This is a genomic window from Azospirillum agricola, from assembly GCF_020005195.1.
In the GTDB taxonomy this organism is placed as follows: domain Bacteria; phylum Pseudomonadota; class Alphaproteobacteria; order Azospirillales; family Azospirillaceae; genus Azospirillum; species Azospirillum agricola.
The window spans coordinates 412,324-429,559 of record NZ_JAIFZR010000007.1 but is presented as its reverse complement, the minus strand read 5'-3'; the positions used below and the strand labels follow the sequence as shown (position 1 = coordinate 429,559).

The 17,236-nt window shown below is 69.5% G+C and carries 14 protein-coding genes; 11 read left to right on the top strand and 3 right to left on the bottom strand.

The window, feature by feature from the left end:
- Position 1: 1 nt before the first annotated feature.
- The 7 genes from JN22_RS31805 to JN22_RS31775 all read left to right on the top strand — a co-directional run bounded on the left by JN22_RS31805 (position 2) and on the right by JN22_RS31775 (position 8,443).
- On the top strand, positions 2-1,306 hold the full coding sequence (locus tag JN22_RS31805) for a hypothetical protein (protein ID WP_143268958.1): 1,305 nt from the start codon (positions 2-4) through the stop codon (positions 1,304-1,306).
- A gap of 14 nt (positions 1,307-1,320) precedes the next feature.
- On the top strand, positions 1,321-2,004 hold the full coding sequence (locus JN22_RS31800; RefSeq protein WP_085557900.1) for a DUF4376 domain-containing protein: 684 nt from the start codon (positions 1,321-1,323) through the stop codon (positions 2,002-2,004).
- Positions 2,005-2,581: 577 nt separating this feature from the next.
- Positions 2,582-3,610, top strand: coding sequence for a BMP family protein (locus tag JN22_RS31795; RefSeq protein WP_085557899.1), 1,029 nt, complete (start codon positions 2,582-2,584; stop codon positions 3,608-3,610).
- 17 nt (positions 3,611-3,627) lie between these two features.
- Complete coding sequence (locus JN22_RS31790) at positions 3,628-5,196, top strand: ABC transporter ATP-binding protein (RefSeq protein ID WP_085557898.1); 1,569 nt, start codon at positions 3,628-3,630, stop codon at positions 5,194-5,196.
- The gene (locus JN22_RS31785) at positions 5,186-6,235 is read left to right on the top strand and encodes an ABC transporter permease (RefSeq protein ID WP_085557897.1); all 1,050 of its coding nucleotides are present in this window, start codon (positions 5,186-5,188) and stop codon (positions 6,233-6,235) included. The genes JN22_RS31790 and JN22_RS31785 overlap by 11 nt, the downstream gene beginning before the upstream one ends.
- 1 nt (position 6,236) lies before the next feature.
- Entirely contained in the window at positions 6,237-7,163 is a 927-nt protein-coding gene (locus tag JN22_RS31780; RefSeq protein ID WP_223678002.1) for an ABC transporter permease, read from the top strand.
- Positions 7,163-8,443, top strand: coding sequence for an amidohydrolase family protein (locus JN22_RS31775; RefSeq protein ID WP_085557896.1), 1,281 nt, complete (start codon positions 7,163-7,165; stop codon positions 8,441-8,443). The genes JN22_RS31780 and JN22_RS31775 overlap by 1 nt, the downstream gene beginning before the upstream one ends.
- A 116-nt stretch (positions 8,444-8,559) precedes the next feature.
- On the opposite strand, the gene JN22_RS31770 is transcribed toward JN22_RS31775, so the two are convergent.
- Positions 8,560-9,216: a TetR family transcriptional regulator gene (locus JN22_RS31770; protein WP_085557895.1), complete on the bottom strand. Its 657-nt coding sequence runs from the start codon at positions 9,214-9,216 to the stop codon at positions 8,560-8,562.
- 131 nt (positions 9,217-9,347) lie between these two features.
- On the opposite strand from JN22_RS31770, the gene JN22_RS31765 reads away from it, so the two are divergent.
- Together JN22_RS31765 and JN22_RS31760 are read left to right on the top strand one after the other, a co-directional pair.
- Positions 9,348-10,556: an efflux RND transporter periplasmic adaptor subunit gene (locus JN22_RS31765; protein ID WP_085557894.1), complete on the top strand. Its 1,209-nt coding sequence runs from the start codon at positions 9,348-9,350 to the stop codon at positions 10,554-10,556.
- Positions 10,553-13,687: an efflux RND transporter permease subunit gene (locus JN22_RS31760; RefSeq protein ID WP_085557893.1), complete on the top strand. Its 3,135-nt coding sequence runs from the start codon at positions 10,553-10,555 to the stop codon at positions 13,685-13,687. Before JN22_RS31765 ends, JN22_RS31760 begins: the two co-directional genes overlap by 4 nt.
- Positions 13,688-13,751: 64 nt before the next feature.
- On the opposite strand, the gene JN22_RS31755 is transcribed toward JN22_RS31760, so the two are convergent.
- Positions 13,752-14,834, bottom strand: coding sequence for a 4-oxalomesaconate tautomerase (locus JN22_RS31755; protein WP_085557892.1), 1,083 nt, complete (start codon positions 14,832-14,834; stop codon positions 13,752-13,754).
- A 34-nt stretch (positions 14,835-14,868) separates the two neighbouring features.
- Positions 14,869-15,534, bottom strand: coding sequence for a TetR/AcrR family transcriptional regulator (locus JN22_RS31750; RefSeq protein WP_211099724.1), 666 nt, complete (start codon positions 15,532-15,534; stop codon positions 14,869-14,871).
- A 198-nt stretch (positions 15,535-15,732) separates the two neighbouring features.
- Between JN22_RS31750 and JN22_RS31745 the strand changes: the two genes are divergently transcribed.
- Together JN22_RS31745 and JN22_RS31740 are read left to right on the top strand one after the other, a co-directional pair.
- On the top strand, positions 15,733-16,482 hold the full coding sequence (locus tag JN22_RS31745) for a PIG-L deacetylase family protein (protein ID WP_085557890.1): 750 nt from the start codon (positions 15,733-15,735) through the stop codon (positions 16,480-16,482).
- On the top strand, positions 16,479-17,180 hold the full coding sequence (locus tag JN22_RS31740; protein WP_085557889.1) for a 4-carboxy-4-hydroxy-2-oxoadipate aldolase/oxaloacetate decarboxylase: 702 nt from the start codon (positions 16,479-16,481) through the stop codon (positions 17,178-17,180). The genes JN22_RS31745 and JN22_RS31740 overlap by 4 nt, the downstream gene beginning before the upstream one ends.
- Positions 17,181-17,236: the final 56 nt, after the last annotated feature.

Here is a 17,236-nt window from a genome sequence, read left to right as displayed (position 1 = left end):
CATGGACAACTTCGCCCGCCGTCCTTCCGGCCTCCTGGTCCCGCCGGAGCTGCGCCTCCACCGCCCTCAACATTGCGACTTGCTGGGCGGCAACATGATGATGGGTGGCAATATGCGCTCACCCTGGGCGAGCTACACCGGGGCTCAGGATGGCGCGGCAACAGCGCTGCCGTGGCCGCTCGCCACATCCATGAACGGCAGTGCCCGAGGGGCCTATGGCGTCGTGCTGCTGACGGCGACGAAAGGTGTCGTGATCTGGCCCGAAGCGCCGACGAACGGGCTGAACTGCTACACGGTGATGTCCTTCTGCGTCTTCACGGTGTCGGGTTCAACGATTTCGTGGGGCAGTCGGCAGGCATTTACAACGCAGTTCGCTCCCAGCGGTTACGCCGTGGTCGGTAGCAACGGCGCCCGCATGGTGACCCGCCGGATCAACGACAGCCAGGCCGTGGTCTGGTACTCCTCGGAGCGCAATGGCGGCAGCACGACCTGTTGCAACGCCTTCGTCTTCACCTTGGACGGCTCCAACAACGTATCCTTGGGCGCCATCAACAAGGATTACGGTGTCTACAACCTGGGCGGCTCCAGCGTGGATTTCGGTCCCGGCCCCCTCGCCGACCGCTTGCAGCCGCTTGGAAGCAACGCCTGGGTGGACGGTGGGTGGGTGCATTCCGTCAGCGGCACCACCTTCTCGGCGACCAACCCGGTCCCGGCCTCCAGCATCAACGGCATGCGCGGCGTGGCTGTGCTGGACGCCACGCACGTTGTCGCCGGCATCGTCGATCTGAGCAACAATTTCACCTACAAGGTCTATGCGGTCTCCGGGGCTGGCGGTGGCACCTGGACGGAGATCAGGTCTTTCGCCCCGCCTTATAGCAACAACCGCAACATTGTGTTCGGCATGGGCAACTCCATGGAGTGCGAGTGCTGGCAGTACGAGACCAACGGCTATTTCAGCGCCTGGGGCAAGATCAAGTTCTCTGCTGGGACTTACGTTCCCACGTTCACACAATACGCAACAAATCCTGCCACTAATACTTGGTGGTATCAGAACCCGGACAACATCCTGCCCGACGGCAAAGCCAACCTACTCTGGTGGGCATCAGGATCAACGATCCAGATCGCGGCGCAGACCATCAGCACCATACCGAACTCGACCGTCACGCCGGCCGTCACCGCGACCACCTCCTCGGTGTCCAACACTGCGCTGATCGTCGAAGTCTTCCCGCCGGCCATGCCCGGCAAAGCGGTGCTCGGCTGGAACAACGCGACCACCCTCTACCTCAAGATCCTCGTCGCCGCCTGATAACGGAGTCCATCATGTCCGTGCAATTCCCGGCCGCGCTCGTGTGGCCTGACAACACCTTCCGCGTCTTTTACCAGGAGCAGGCTTTCGCCGGGTCGGACGGCACCCAGCATCCGGCCTTGGCCTGGAGCGCCTGGACGGCGGAGGACTGGGCCACGCTGTGCCCCGACGTCCGGCGGCTGCCCGTGGTCGACGAGCCGCCGTCCATCACCGCTGAGCAGCGGCTCGTCCGCCACCCGGAGGAGGCGTGGACGCTCGGCGCCGACGCGGTGACGGTGCGGTACGACGTCGTCGACCTCTCGCCGGCCGAGCTGGCAGCGCAGCTCGACACCGCCCGCAACGCCAAGGTCGCATCCATCAACGCCGAGCGGGATCGCAGGTTGGTGCTGGGCGCCCCCTATCTCGGCAAGATGATCGACGTCTCCGACAAGGGGCGTGCCGACCTCGGCGGTATGTCCATCGCCGCGTTGCTGGCGCAGGCCGGGACCGTCCCATGGTCGGACGGTTATTCGGCCGGCTGGATCACCCAGGACAATAGCCGCCTGCCGCTTCCCACACCGGCCGATGGGCTGGCCCTGGCTGCCGCTGTAGGTGACTGGTACGGGCGGACCATGCAGCACGCCCGCACCCTCAAGGATGCCGCGTTGGTGAGCACCGAGCCAGCCGTCATCAACCACACTGCCGGGTGGCCGGGATGACGTCAAACCATGTGGCGGATCACGTCAAACCATCCGGCGCGCTACACTGAGGTCGATGCCGGTGACGCGGGCGCCGATGGTCGGGCCGAGTGGCGTGGCGGTCAGGGTGGGAAAGGCGGCGTCGGGCACGGCGGGCCTCGGAATGGTGGTCGGATGGGGCGGACGACCGGACACCGGCGGAGCGGGATGCCGGAGGGACAAAGCCACCCCACCCCGCCGGTTTCACGGTCGCGGCGCCGGCAGGCCCGATACGCAGAGGCCGTCCAACACCGCAGCGTCATGGTAGACCGCTCTTTTATCTACTGTAAATATAGAAAATAATACCGAAAATCATACAAATATTTGTGTTGTTCATGCCGCCCGATTGGGCGAAACCCGACCTTCGCTACGGAAATGTTGCCCATCTTTCGGTCACATGCCAATTTCGTGATCCCTGGGTGCGCGGGGGCCGGACGGAGCCGCAAGGGCGGCGTCGCGTGGCACCGCCGTTGCAACAAGCCGGGGCTTTGCGCATGGGCGCAGATCGGCGGCCGCGCGCGGGTGCGCGCCGCCGGGCACGACGACGGAGGGGTTTCGGATGGGTGTTCGGGGATTCGCGAAGGCCGCGCGCGTGGCGCGCCGGGCCGTGCTGGGTGGTGTCGCGGCCGTGGCGGTCGCCGGGGCGATGGCGGGCGCCCTGCCGGCCTGGGCGCAGGGCAAGGTCAAGGTCGCCGGCGTCTACACGGTGCCGATCGAGCAGCAGTGGGTCAGCCGCATCCACACCGCGCTGAAGGCCGCCGAGGCGCGCGGCGAGATCGAGTATGTCTGGGCCGAATCGGTCGCCAACACCGACTATGAGCGCGTCATGCGCCAGTACGCCGAGGCCGGTCAGCAGCTCCTCTTCGGCGAGGTGTTCGGCGTCGAACGCGCCGCCCGCGCCGTCGCCAAGGACTACCCGAAGACCGCCTTCGTCATGGGCTCCAGCTTCAAGCTGCAGGAGCCGAACTTCTCGGTCTTCGACAACTACATCCAGGAACCGGCCTACCTGACCGGCATGATCGCCGGCGCGATGACCAAGTCGAACGTCATCGGCCTGGTCGGCGGCTACCCGATCCCCGAGGTCAACCGCCTGATGAACGCCTTCATCGAGGGCGCCAAGGAGGTCAACCCGAAGGCCAAATTCTCCGTCAGCTTCATCGGTTCCTGGTTCGACCCGCCCAAGGCCAAGGAAGCCGCCTTCGCCATGATCGACCGCGGCGCCGACGTGATGTACGCCGAGCGCTTCGGCGTGTCCGACGCCGCCAAGGAGCGCAAGGTGCTCGCCATCGGCAACGTCATCGACACCCAGCCGCAATACCCCGACACCGTGGTGGCGAGCGCGCTGTGGCACATGGAGCCGTCGGTCGACCGCGCCATCGCCGCCGTCAAGGCCGGCAGCTACAAGGCCGAGGATTACGGCCCCTATTCGAAGATGGAGCACAAGGGCTCCAGCCTCGCCCCGCTCGGCACCTTCGAGTCCAGGATCCCGGCCGAGGTGATCGCCAAGGTCAAAGCGCGCGAGGCCGACATCCGCGCCGGCAAATTCACCGTCAAGGTCGACGACGGCGAGCCCAAGTCGACGATGTGATCGGACCCCTCCCCGTCATGCCCACACCCGCGACCAGCGCGGTGCCTGAAAAGGCGGAGATCGTTCTCCGCCTCGACGGCATCACCAAGCGCTTCGGCCCGCTTCTCGCCAACGACGGCATCTCGCTGACGCTCCGCGCCGGCGAGGTGCTGGCGCTGCTCGGCGAGAACGGCGCCGGCAAGACGACCCTGATGAACATCCTGTTCGGCCATTACGTGGCCGATTCCGGAACCATCGAGGCGTTCGGCCGTCCGCTGCCCCCCGGCTCGCCCAAGGCGGCGCTGCGGGCCGGCATCGGCATGGTCCACCAGCACTTCACGCTGGCCGACAATTTGTCGGTGCTCGACAACGTCGCGGTCGGCACCGAGCGGCTGTGGCGGCCCTGGTCCGACCGCGCGGCGGCCAAGCGCAAGCTGCTGGCGCTGGCCCAGCGCTTCGGGCTGGGCGTCCGTCCCGACGCGCTGGTCGGCGACCTGTCGGTCGGCGAGCGGCAGCGGGTGGAGATCCTCAAGGCGCTCTACCGCGACGCCCGCATCCTGATCCTCGACGAGCCGACGGCGGTGCTGACGCCGCAGGAATCCGCCGGCCTGTTCGACACGCTGCGCAAGCTGACGGCGGACGGGCTGGCGGTGGTCTTCATCAGCCATAAGATGAACGAGGTCTTCGCCGCCAGCGACACGGTGGCCGTGCTGCGCGCCGGCAAGCTGGTCGCCACCCACGCGACGGCCTCGACCGACCAGCACCGGCTGGCCGAACTGATGGTCGGCCGCGAGGTCAAGCCGCCGGCCCCCGCCGCGCTGGAGCCCGGCGCCCCGGTGCTGGAGCTGGCCGGCGTGACGGTCGCCTCCGGCCACGGCCGCCCGCTGCTCGACGCGCTGGATCTCACCGTGCGACGCCATCAGGTGATCGGCATCGCCGGCGTGTCCGGCAACGGCCAGACGGCGCTGGCCGAGCTGGTCAGCGGCCTGATCCACGCCGACGGCGGCCACGCCGCGCTGAAGGGCGAGCGGATCGACCGCGCCGATCCGGCCGGCATGGTGCGGCGCGGCGTCGCCCGCATCCCGGAGGACCGCCACAGCGCCGGCCTCGTCGGCGCCATGGCGGTGTGGGAGAATCTGATCGCCGAGCGCTACCGCGACCGGGATTTCTCGCGCTTCGGCGTGCTGCGCCGGGGTGCGGCCCGCGCCTACGCCCGCGAGGTGATTTCCGCCTTCGACGTGCGCTGTCCGGGGCCCGACGCCCGCACGCAGCTTCTGTCCGGCGGCAACATGCAGAAGCTGATCCTCGGCCGCACATTGGCGCACGGGCCCGACCTGATCCTGGCGAGCCAGCCGACGCGCGGGCTCGACGTGGGTGCCGTGTCCTACGTCCATGGCCGGCTGCTGGAGGCCCGCGCGCGCGGCGCCGGGGTGCTGCTGATCTCCGAGGATCTCGACGAGATCCTGGCGCTCGCCGACAGCATCGCCGTCATCCACCACGGGCGCCTGACCCCGCTCCTGCCGCACGGCCGCGTGTCGGTCGGCCAGCTCGGCCTGCTGATGGCCGGGCACTGGGACATCCTTCCGGAGATCGTCGATGCGGCTTGAACCGCGCACCGATACCCCGCTCGCCGTCCGGCTGCTGGCGCCGCTGGGCGCCGTGCTGGCGGCGCTGGCGCTCTGCGCCCTGCTGGTCGCCTGGACCGGCGCGCCGGTGCTGCGCGCCTACGGGCTGCTGATCGAGGGCGCCGTCGGCTCCCGCTTCGCCCTGACCGAGACGCTGACCAGGGCCACCCCGCTGATCCTCACCGGGCTGGCCGCCGCCGTCGCCTTCCGCGCCAAGCTGTGGAACATCGGCGCCGAGGGGCAGCTCTACATGGGCGCGCTCGCCGCCGTCGTGCTGGGCGGTGGCATGCTCGACCTGCCGGCCTGGGCGCTGATGCCGCTGGTCCTGCTCGCCGGCATGGCGGCCGGCGGCGTCACCCTGCTGGGACCGGCGGTGCTCAAGGTCCGCTTCGGCGTCGACGAGGTGGTGACGACGCTGCTGCTGAACTTCGTCGTGCTGCTGTTCGTGTCGATGCTGCTGGAGGGCGCGCTCAAGGACCCGATGGGCATGGGCTGGCCGCAGTCGGCCCCGGTCGATCCGGCCGCCGAGCTGCCCAAGCTGGTCGAGCGCACCCGCCTGCACGCCGGGCTAGCCATCGCGCTCGGCCTGTCTGCGCTGCTCTGGCTGATCGACACGCGGACCATCTGGGGCTACGAGAACCGCGCGGTCGGCGCCAACCCGCGCGCGGCGGCCTTCGCCGGCATGCCGGTGACGCGGGTCATGCTGCGCACCGCGCTGCTGTCCGGCGGACTCGCCGGGCTGGCCGGGGCGGCGGAGGTCTGCGGGCTGAAGGGCTACCTGACGCTCGACCTGTCGCCCGGCTTCGGCTACAGCGGCATCGTCGTCGCCATGCTGGCGCAGCTCCACCCGCTGGGGGTGGTCGGGGCGGCGCTGTTCATCGCCGGCATCTTCGTCGGCGCCGACGCCATGAGCCGCGCCATGCCGGTGCCCAACTACATCGCCGACGTGCTCGTCGCCACCAGCCTGCTCTGCATGCTGGTCGCCGGGCTGCTGGCCCGCTACCGCCTGCGGCGAGGCTGACGTGACCGAAATCCTCGGGGAAGTCTTCAACATTCTCGTCTCCGCCGCCTTCTGGACGGCGGTTCTGCGCATCGCCACCCCCTATGTGCTGGGCACGCTGGGGGAGCTGCTGTGCGAGCGCGCCGGGGTGCTCAACCTCGGCATCGAGGGCATCATGACGCTGGGCGCCATGGCCGGCTGGATGGCGGTCTACCAGGGCGCCGACCTGTGGACCGGCGTGGTGTTCGCGGCCGGCTGCGGAGCGCTGCTCGGGTTGCTGCACGCGCTGCTGACGGTGCCGCTCGGCCTGTCACAGCACGTCACCGGCATCGGCGTCACGCTGCTCGGCACCAGCCTGTCCTACTACGTCTACCGGCTCGTCCTGCCGCAGGCGAGCACGCCGCCGACGATCACGCCCTTCCAGCCGCTCGACCTGCCGGGGGCGCTGGCGCAGACGCCGCTGACCTACCTCGCCTTGGCGCTGGTCGGGCTGGTCGCCTACGTGCTGTACCGCACGCCGGTCGGGCTGGCGGTGCGGCTGGTCGGCGAGAATCCGGCGGCGGCCGAGGCTCAGGGCCTCAACGTCACGGCCTTGCGCATCGGCGCGGTGATGGCGGGCAGCGCCTTGATGGCGCTGGCCGGCGCCTTCCTGACGCTGTCGGCCTTCAACGCCTTCTTCTTCAACATGGTCAACGGGCGCGGCTGGATCTGCGTGGCGCTGGTGGTCTTCGCCTCCTGGCGGCCGGGCAAGGCGCTGCTCGGCGCGCTGCTGTTCGCCGTCTTCGACGCGCTGCAACTGCGGTTGCAGCAGGTGGCCGGCGGAATCCTGCCCTATCAGGTGTTCCTGATGATGCCCTATCTGCTGAGCATCCTGGCGCTGGTTCTGGTGGCGCGCCGCGCCTCCTACCCGCGCGCCCTGATGGTGCCCTACCGCAAAGGAGAACGCTGATGTTCGATCTGGTCCTGCGCCGCGCCACCCTGCCGGACGGCCGCAAGGGCGTCGACATCGGCGTCAAGGACGGCCGCATCGCCGCCGTCGCGCCGGAGCTGGCCGGGGAAGCGGGCAGCGAGATCGACGCGACCGGCCGGCTGGTGACGCCGCCCTTCGTGGACGCGCATTTCCACATGGATTCGACGCTCAGCTACGGGCTGCCGCGCGTCAACCAGTCGGGCACGCTGCTGGAGGGCATCGCGCTGTGGGGCGAGCTGAAGCCGCAGCTCGTCCAGGAGGCCATCGTCGAGCGGGCTTTGGCCTATTGCGACTGGGCGGTGGCGCGCGGCCTGCTGGCGATCCGCAGCCACGTCGATGTCTGCGACCCGCGCCTGCTGGCGGTCGAGGCGCTGCTGGAGGTCAGGAAGCGCGTCGCGCCCTATCTGGATCTGCAACTGGTCGCCTTCCCGCAGGACGGCGTGCTGCGCTCCCCCGGCACCGGGGAGCGGCTGAAGCGGGCGCTCGACATGGGGGTCGATGTCGTCGGCGGCATCCCGCATTTCGAGCGGACGATGGCCGACGGCGCCGCCTCGGTCCGGCTGCTCTGCGAGATCGCGGCGGAGCGCGGGCTGCTGGTCGACATGCATTGCGACGAGAGCGACGACCCGCTGTCGCGCCATGTCGAGACGCTGGCCTATGAGGCGCAGCGGCTGGGGATGCAGGGCCGGGTGACCGGGTCGCACCTGACCTCGATGCACTCGATGGACAACTACTACGTCTCCAAGCTGATCCCGCTGATGGCGGAGGCTGATCTGGGCGTGATTGCCAACCCGCTGATCAACATCACCCTGCAAGGGCGCCACGATACCTATCCGAAGCGGCGCGGCATGACCCGCGTACCGGAGTTGATGGCCGCCGGGCTGACGGTGGCGTTCGGGCACGACTGCGTGATGGATCCCTGGTACCCGCTGGGCTCCGGCGACATGCTGGAGGTGGCGCACATGGGGCTGCATGTCGGGCAGATGACCGGGCAGGCCGGCATGGCCGCCTGCTTCGACGCCGTCACCGTCAACCCGGCCAAGCTGCTGCATCTCGAGGGCTACGGGCTGGAGCCGGGCTGCAACGCCGATCTGGTGGTGCTCCAGGCCGGCAGCCCGGTCGAGGCGATCCGCACGCGCGCCGCCCGGCTGCTGGTGCTGCGCCGTGGACGGGTGATCAGCCGCTGCGCCCCCGTGCAGGCAGAGCTGGATCTGCCGGGCCGGCCGGCGAGCGTGAGCTTCACGACGCCGGTGGTTTGAGGGAATCCCATCGCAACACCGCTGTCCAGCCCTCTCCCCCCTGGGGAAAGGGCTGGACAGCGTGGTAACGGGTTCCGTGGCGTTTTCGCGTCAGCCCATGCTTCGGTGTTGCCCTGCTACGTCGGAGCGCCGATGGCTCCCGCGGTCGGATCGCCGGAGATCGCCAGGGAGCGGAAGAAGGCTGTGACGCACTCCTGGGCCAAAGCGACCGCGCGCTCGTCCGGGGCGCCGCCCTGGAGCATCCGGCTCAGCAACCCGATCAGCAGCGCGTGCATCGACAGCGCCGCCGCCGCCGGCAGCCAGTGCGGCGCCAGATCCCCCCGCGCCGCCGCCGCCTCGAAGAATCGGGTCGCGCGTTCCATGAATTCGTCGGTGCGGGCCTGCTTGCGCTCGATGATCCCACGCATCTCCTCGACATACTCGCAGCGGTGGAACAGGATGGTGAAGACACGGCGGCGGCGCTGGTCGGTGACCATCAGCTGCAACACCTCCTTCAACGTGGCGCACAGCGCCTCCAGGGACGAGGCGTCCGCCCGATCGAGCAGTCCGTGGAAGACGTCCTCCTGCGGCAGCTTGGCGCGGGCCTGCATCGCCTCGAACAGATCGACCTTGTCGTGGAAGTGCCAATAGACGGCGCCACGGGTGACCCCGGCCGCCCGCGCGATCCCCTCCAGCGTGGTGCGCGCGACGCCCTGCTCGAAGAACAGCGCCTCGGCGGCGTCGAGGATGGCGTTGCGGGTCTGCTCCGCTTCTTCTTTCGTCCGTCGTACCATCGGCCTTCCCTCGCGGGCGTCCTTATACAGCGCCTGCCCTCAGGTGTCGCCCTGCCGCTTTACATACATGCATGAATGTCTGTATACAACGGGCGCATCATTTCCCCCGACAGCCCCGTCCGGAAGCCGCCATGACCGCAAGTTCCGCGCGCCACGCCTTTCCTGGTTTCCTCGCGGCGCCGCTCGCCGCGTCGCTGCTGCTTGCCGTCTGCACCGGGCCGGCGCTGGCGCAGACCGCCCCGCCTCCTCCGGAAGTGACCGCCATCCTCGTCCAGGCGCAGGACGTGCCGCTCAGCTTCGAATACGCCGGCCGCGTCGCCGGCTCGCGCGAGGTCGAGGTGCGGGCGCGCGTCGGCGGCATCCTGCTGGAGCGCACCTACGTCGAGGGCTCCGTCGTCAAGCAGGGCGACGTGCTGTTCCGCCTCGACCCCGAGCCCTACCGCGTCAAGCTGGCCCGCGCCGAGGCGCAGCTCCGCCAGGAGCAGGCCCGGCTGCTCCAGGCCGACCGCAACTGGAAGCGCATCGAGCCGCTGTTCCAGCGCGAGACGGTCAGCGGGCGCGAGCGCGACGAGGCGCTGTCGGCGCTCGACCTCGCCCGCGCCAGCGTCGCGGTGGCCGAGGCCGAGGTGCGGGCGGCCAAGATCGACCTCGACTACACCCAGGTGAAGGCGCCGGTCAGCGGCGTCACCAGCCGCGAGACGATGTCCGAGGGCAGCCTCGTCGACACCGGAAGCAACGGGCTGCTGACCAACATCACCCAGCTCGATCCGGTCTACGTCAACTTCGCCATCCCCGACGCCGAGGCGACGATCTACCGCGAGGAGATCGCCCAGGGCACCGTCACCGCCCCGGCCGACGGCCATCTGCCGGTCGACGTCCGCACCGCCAACGGGACGGTTCTCGGCGGCAGCGGCCAGATCAATTACACCGACAGCACGGTCGACCCGCGCACCGGCACCATCCGCGCCCGCGCCGTCGTCGCCAACCCCGACAACCGGCTGCTGCCCGGCCAGTTCGTCCGCGCGGTGGTCAAGGGCATGACGCTGAAGAACGCCATTGCCGTGCCCCAGAAGGCGGTGATGCAGGGGCCGCAGGGCACCTTCGTCTATGTCGTGCCCGGCGAGGGCGCGGTGCAGGCGCAGATCCGCCCGGTCAAGCTCGGCCGCGCCGTCGGCGACCGCTTCATCGTCGCCGAGGGGCTGAAGATCGGCGACCGGCTGATCACCGAGGGTGTCATCAAGGTGCGCCCCGGCGCCACCGTCAAGGCCGTCGCCCCGGCGGCCCCCGCTCCGGCTGCTCCGGCTCCCGCCGCCTCCCCCGCCAAGGAGGCCGCGCGATGATCTCCCGCTTCTTCATCGACCGGCCGGTCTTCGCGACCGTGCTGTCGGTCGTCATCGTGCTGGCCGGGCTGATGGCGATGCGGGCGCTGCCGATCGCCCAGTACCCCGAGATCGTCCCGCCCGAGGTCGTCGTCTCGGCGACCTACCCCGGCGCCAGCGCCGAGGTGATCGCCGAGACCGTCGCCGCCCCGCTGGAGCAGCAGATCAACGGCGTCGACCGCATGCTTTACATGCGCTCCACCGCGTCTTCCAGCGGCACGGTGTCGGTGACCGTCACCTTCCAGATCGGCACCAACCCCGATCAGGCGACCATCGACGTCAACAACCGCGTCCAGGCGGCGCTGGCCCGCCTGCCCGAGGAGGTGCGCCGCCAGGGCGTCACCGTGCGCAAGCGCTCGACCTCGATCCTCCAGGTCGTCACCATGTCCTCGCCGGACAAGCGCTACGATCCGGTCTACGTGTCGAACTACGCGCTGCTCAACGTCATCGACGATCTGAAGCGGACGCCGGGCGTCGGCGACGCCTCGCTGTTCGGGGCCAAGGACTACGCCATGCGCATCTGGCTGCGGCCGGACAAGCTGGCGCGCTTCGACCTGACGCCGAGCGACGTCGCCGCCGCCGTGCGCGAGCAGAACTCGCAGTTCGCCGCCGGCAGCTTCGGCCAGGAGCCGATGGCGACGCCGCAGGCCTTCACCTACAGCGTCACCACCCCCGGCCGCCTGCTCGACCCCGAGGAGTTCGGCAACATCATCCTGCGCGCCGACAGCAACGGCGCGGCCCTGCGCCTGAAGGACGTGGCACGGGTCGAGCTGGGGGCGCAGGACTACAACTTCTCCGCCACCTACAACGGCAGCCCGGCGGTCGCCATCGGCGTCTATCTCCAGCCCGGCGCCAACGCGCTGGCCACCGCCGAGGCGGTGCGCGCCAAGATGGCCGAGGTCGCCAAGCGCTTCCCCGAGGGCGTCGCCTACTCCATCCCCTTCGACACCACCAAGTTCGTCCAGGTCTCGATCGACGAGGTGATCCACACCTTCATCGAGGCGCTGATCCTGGTCGTCTGCGTCGTCTTCCTGTTCCTCCAGAACTGGCGGGCGACGATCATCCCGCTGCTGGCGGTGCCGGTGTCGCTGATCGGCACCTTCGCCGGCATGTATCTGCTGGGCTTCTCGATCAACCTGCTGACCCTGTTCGGCATGGTGCTGGCCATCGGCATCGTGGTGGACGACGCCATCGTCGTGCTGGAGAATGTCGAGCGCATCATGGCGCAGGACAAGCTGTCGCCGCGCGACGCCGCCTTCGAGGCGATGGAGGAGGTCAGCGGCCCGGTCATCGCCATCGTGCTGGTGCTGTGCGCGGTGTTCGTGCCGGTCGCCTTCATGGGCGGACTGGTCGGCCAGATGTACAAGCAGTTCGCCATCACCATCGCGGTGTCGGTGGTGATCTCCGGCATCGTGGCGCTGACCCTGACCCCGGCGCTCTGCGCCCTGATCCTCAAGCCCGGCCACGCCGAGCCGATCCTGCCCTTCCGAATCTTCAACCGTTGGTTCGAGCGGGCGACCAACGGCTATCTCTCCGGGGTGCGCTTCTTCAACCGCCGGGCCTTCCTCAGCCTGATCCTGTTCGCCGGGCTGCTCGGCGCCACCGCGATGCTGTTCCAGCGAGTGCCGGGTGCGCTGGCGCCGGAGGAGGACCAGGGCTACGTCTTCATGATGCCGGTGCTGCCGCCGGCCGCCTCGCTGAGCCGGACCGTTGCCGTCACCGACGCCATCAACGGCATGCTGGCCAAGCAGCCTGCGGTGGCCGACGTCGTCACCTTCGCCGGCTTCGACCTCTTGTCGATGTCGAACAAGACCAGCGCCGGCGTGTCCTTCGTGACGCTGAAGGACTGGTCGGAGCGCACCGACCCGGCGCTCGACGCCCGCAAGCTGACCGGCACCTTCATGGGCATGGCGAGCGGCATCAAGGACGCCATGGTGCTGTCCTTCAACCCGCCGCCGATCACCGGCATGAGCACGACCGGCGGCTTCGAGCTGTATGTGCAGAACCGCGGCGGCGGCAACGCCGAGGCGCTGATGCAGGCGACCAACGCGCTGGTGCAGGAGGCCGCCAAGCACCCCGAACTGGCCGGCGTGCGCACCACCTTCTCGACCGCCGTGCCACAATACCGGGTGACCATCGACCGCGACAAGGTCAAGGCGCTCGACGTGCCGCTCAACGTGATCTTCGACACGATGCAGAGCAGCTTCGGCAGCCTCTACGTCAACGACTTCACGCTGTTCGGCCGCGCCTACCGCGTCAACCTGCAATCGGAGCCGGAATTCCGCGAGAAGCCCGACGATCTGCGCCACGTCTTCGTCAAGTCCAACGCCGGCGACATGATCCCGCTCGACAGTCTGGTGACGGTGCAGCGCGTCATCGGCCCCGACCTGATGGAGCGCTTCAACGTCTTCCCGGCGGCCAAGGTGATGGGCAGCCCGGCGCCCGGCTACAGCTCGGGGCAGGCGCTGGCGGCGATCCAGGAGGCGGCGGCCAAGGCCCTGCCGGAGACCTTCTCGATCGGCTTCATCGGTTCCGCCTTCCAGGAGCAGGCGACCCAGGGCTCGGCCTCGCAGGCCTTCCTCTTCGGCATCGTCATGGTCTTCCTGATCCTGGCGGCGCAGTACGAACGCTGGTCGCTGCCGCTGGCGGTGGTGACGGCGGTGCCCTTCGCGGTGTTCGGCGCGGTGCTGGCGATCTGGCTGCGCGGGTTGCAGAACGACGTCTATTTCCAGATCGGTCTGGTGACGCTGATCGGTCTGGCGGCGAAGAACGCCATCCTGATCGTCGAGTTCGCGGTGCAGCTCCGCCAGGAGGGCCGCAGCGTCCAGGAGGCGGCGATGGAGGCGGCCAAGCTGCGCTTCCGCCCGATCGTCATGACCTCGCTGGCCTTCATCCTCGGCTGCGTGCCGCTGGCGATCAGCGCGGGCGCGGGTGCCGGCAGCCGCCATTCGATCGGCACCGGGGTGATCGGCGGCATGCTGGCCGCGACCTTCCTGGCGGTCTTCTTCGTGCCGCTGTTCTACCGGCTGGTCTCGCAACTGACCGAGCGGCGGAGGAAGCCGAAGCCGGCGGTGCCGGACGCGGCGGTTTGACCGGCCATCCGGCAGGCTGTCCGCGATCGCGGACAGCCGTCCCGCAGCCGAAGCGGACCGCCCTTCAGTCGGCGCCGGGCACGAACACGGTGCCATCCATCAGCAGGCGCGCCGTCCGCACCAGGGCGGCGCGGCGCAGCTTGATCCCCTCGCCCCGCGCCTCAAGCTCGATCTCGACGGTCAGGCGGCCAGTGGGATGCTCGACGTCGCAGCGCTTGGACGAGCCGGCGGGAACCACCGCCAGGGCGTTGGCCGGCGCGCCGTCGAGCAGGCAGGCGGTCGCCACCGTCACCGCCCCCAGCACGCCGATGGAATCGTGCAGGCGGAACGGGATGAAGGTCCGCGTCGAAACCATGCCGCCGTCGCGCGGCGGCGCCACCAGGGTCAGCTTCGGGACGGTCTGCGTCCGCACGTCGCCCAGCCCCATGCGTTCGCCCGCCTCGATGCGGATCGCCTCCAGCCGCTCCTTCAGGACGGCGTCGCCCTCCAGCGTCGCCGCGTCCTCGAAGCCGGTCAGCCCGAAGGCGGCCGCCGGCATCACCACCACCGGCATGCCGTTGTCGATCAGGGTGCAGGGCACGCCGGCGATCACGTCCAGGACACGGCCGGTCGGCAGCAGGGCGCCGCACACCGACCCCTCGGTGTCGAGGAAGGCCTGGACCACCGGCGCGTGGCGCCCCGGCACGCCGTCGATGGCGACGTCGCCGTCATAGCGCACGCGGCCGCCCGGCGTCTCCACCGTCACCTCGGCGATACCGTCGGTGTTGACCATGAAGACGCGCACGGTGGTGCGTTCGCCCGTCGGCGCCACCAGCCCGCGCTCGATGGCGAAGGGGGCGACACCGGCCAGGATGTTTCCGCAATTCTGCGCGTCCGAGACGATCGCCTTGTCCGGCACGATCTGGAGGAACAGGTAATCGACGTCGCAGCCGGGCCGCTCCGAGCGCGACACCACCGCGACCTTGCTGGTCAGCGGGTGGGCGCCGCCGATCCCGTCGATCTGGCGCGGGTCGGGCGACCCCAGCGCCGCCAGCAGGATGCGGTCGCGCGCCGCCGGATCCGCCGGCAGGTCCGAGGCCAGGAAATAGGCGCCCTTGGAGGTCCCGCCGCGCATCAGGGCGCAGCGGATGCCGATCTGCTCGGTCATGGGAATGCTCCTCAACGGATGGGAATGCCGCGTCTCAGGATGCCGCGTCCGTGCCGGCCGGCGCGCGGAAGGCAGCCACGGCGGCGCGGACGATCTGGGTCAACGCCTCCTCGGTGTCCTCGCCGTCCGCCACCCCGTCGGACAGGCGGGCGACGCGCCAGGGGTTGATCAGCGTGTAGCTGACCGCCCCCAGCAAAAAGTGCGTGCGCCAGACGATGTCGGCGCGCGACAGGCGCGGCAGACAGGCCTGGAGCGCGTCGAGGAAGGCGAGATTGATGGGATTGAAGGTCTCGGCGATGATCTTCTGCGCCTCCTCGTGGCGTTCCGCCATGACGACGGCGCGCAGCCGGGCGAAGCGGGCGCCGCCGCCGACGCCGCCCTCCGATTCGGAGAGAGACGGCAGGATGAAGGCGCGGACGATCGCGGCGAGGCGGTCGTCGGGGTCGCGGATGCGCTGCGCCTCGCTCAGCAACTCGCCGCGCCGCCGGTTCATCGGGCCGGAATGCCGCTCGTAGATCGCGCGCAGCAGCCCGTCCTTCGAACCGAAATGGTAGCTGATGCTGCCGAGGTTGGCGCCGGACGCCTGGGCGATCTCCCGCATCGACACCGCGCGGAAGCCGTTGCGCGAAAACAGATCCTCGGCGGCCTCCAGAATGGCCTCCCGCATCGAGGTCTGGCGTTGCGGCATCGGGACGGGCACGGGAAGGAACCTCCGGACAAAGCGGGTCGGACGGCGCCATCCTAGCGCCCCTTGGTCGATCGTACAAATGATTTGAACGGTCGTATCTTCAATTTGCACAGCTGTCACATTCATGTTGACAGGGAACTGTCGTCCTGCCTAGCATTTGTACGCCCGTCCAAATAAGACGGTCGTCCAAACAACAGACCGTACATCGCCATGAGCACGCAATCGCAGAAGAGCGCGCTGGTCGTCAGCGCGCATCCGGGGGACTTCGTCTGGCGCACCGGCGGCGCCATCGCGCTGCACGTCAAGCGCGGCTACCGCGTCAAGGTCGTCTGCCTGTCCTACGGGGCCCGCGGCGAGAGCCAGGGCGCTTGGAAGCAGCCCGGCGCCACGCTGGAGGCGGTGAAGCGGCAGCGCCACGAGGAGACGGTGCGCGTGGCCGAACTGCTCGGCGCCGAGATCGAGTTCTTCGACACCGAGGATTACCCGCTGGACCTCAACCGCGCCATGCTCGACCGGCTGGTCGACATCTACCGCGACGTCCAGCCCGACTTCGTGCTGACCCACCCGTCGGCCGATCCCTATAACTACGACCACCCGGACGCCGGCCGCTTCGCCCAGCAGGCGCGCATCATCGCGCAGGCCGCCGGCCACAACCCCGGCGCCAAGACGCTGGGCGCCCCGCCGGTCTTCCTGTTCGAGCCGCACCAGCCCGAGCAGTGCGACTTCAAGCCCAACGTCATCCTGAACATCGACGAGGTCTGGGACATCAAGCGCCAAGCCTTCGAGTTCCTGCCGGCCCAGCGCCACCTGTGGGACTACTACACCCGCGTCGCCCTCCAGCGCGGCGCCCAGGGCGGCCGCAACTCCGGGCGCAGCGCCACCTACGGCACCGCCCAGGGCATGACCTACGGCGAGGCCTACCAGCGGGTGTTCCCGATGGTGCTGGAGGAGCTGGCATGAGGACCGGGATCGTCGTCCGCGAGATCGACCGCGCCGACGCGGCGGCGGTGGAAAGCCTGGGCACGCTCGGCGTCTCCACCGTGCACGAGGCGATGGGCCGGCTGGGGCTGATGAAGACCTACATGCGCCCGGTCTGGCCCGGCGCGCGGGTGGCGGGGACCGCCGTCACCGTGCTGGCCCAGCCCGGCGACAACTGGATGCTGCACGTCGCGGTCGAGCAGTGCCGGCCCGGCGACATCCTGGTCGTCGCCGTCACCGCCGACAACAGCGACGGCATGTTCGGCGACCTGCTGGCGACCTCGCTGATGGCCCGCAAGGTGCGCGGTCTGGTGATCGACGCCGGGGTGCGCGACGTGGCGAGCCTCCAGGAGATGGGCTTCCCCGCCTGGGCGCGGGCGGTGTCGGCCAAGGGCACGGTCAAGGCGACTCTCGGCTCGGTCAACATCCCGGTGGTCTGCGCCGGTGCCCTGGTCAATCCGGGCGACGCGATCGTCGCCGACGACGACGGGGTGGTCGTGGTGCCGGCGGCGCGCGTCGCCGAAGTCGCCGCCGCCGGGCTGAAGCGCGCGGCGAACGAGGAGGACAAGCGCAAGCGGCTCGCCGCCGGCGAACTCGGGCTGGACATGTACGGCATGCGGCCAGCGCTGGCCGAGGCCGGGCTGGTCTATGTCGACCGCCTCGAAGACCTGGGCCGCTGAGCGGCGCCGCCGAGCTCCAAGACAAGCACCGACAAGACAAGCTCCAAGAAGAATCC

Excerpts from the sequence above, each read along its gene's own strand:
- JN22_RS31805 (WP_143268958.1), top strand. The coding sequence starts at position 2 with ATGGACAACTTCGCCCGCCGTCCTTCCGGCCTCCTGGTCCCGCCGGAG.
- JN22_RS31800 (WP_085557900.1), top strand. The coding sequence starts at position 1,321 with ATGTCCGTGCAATTCCCGGCCGCGCTCGTGTGGCCTGACAACACCTTC.
- JN22_RS31795 (WP_085557899.1), top strand. The coding sequence starts at position 2,582 with ATGGGTGTTCGGGGATTCGCGAAGGCCGCGCGCGTGGCGCGCCGGGCC.
- JN22_RS31790 (WP_085557898.1), top strand. The coding sequence starts at position 3,628 with ATGCCCACACCCGCGACCAGCGCGGTGCCTGAAAAGGCGGAGATCGTT.
- JN22_RS31785 (WP_085557897.1), top strand. The coding sequence starts at position 5,186 with ATGCGGCTTGAACCGCGCACCGATACCCCGCTCGCCGTCCGGCTGCTG.
- JN22_RS31775 (WP_085557896.1), top strand. The coding sequence starts at position 7,163 with ATGTTCGATCTGGTCCTGCGCCGCGCCACCCTGCCGGACGGCCGCAAG.
- JN22_RS31770 (WP_085557895.1), bottom strand. The coding sequence starts at position 9,216 with ATGGTACGACGGACGAAAGAAGAAGCGGAGCAGACCCGCAACGCCATC.
- JN22_RS31765 (WP_085557894.1), top strand. The coding sequence starts at position 9,348 with ATGACCGCAAGTTCCGCGCGCCACGCCTTTCCTGGTTTCCTCGCGGCG.
- JN22_RS31760 (WP_085557893.1), top strand. The coding sequence starts at position 10,553 with ATGATCTCCCGCTTCTTCATCGACCGGCCGGTCTTCGCGACCGTGCTG.
- JN22_RS31755 (WP_085557892.1), bottom strand. The coding sequence starts at position 14,834 with ATGACCGAGCAGATCGGCATCCGCTGCGCCCTGATGCGCGGCGGGACC.
- JN22_RS31745 (WP_085557890.1), top strand. The coding sequence starts at position 15,733 with ATGAGCACGCAATCGCAGAAGAGCGCGCTGGTCGTCAGCGCGCATCCG.
- JN22_RS31740 (WP_085557889.1), top strand. The coding sequence starts at position 16,479 with ATGAGGACCGGGATCGTCGTCCGCGAGATCGACCGCGCCGACGCGGCG.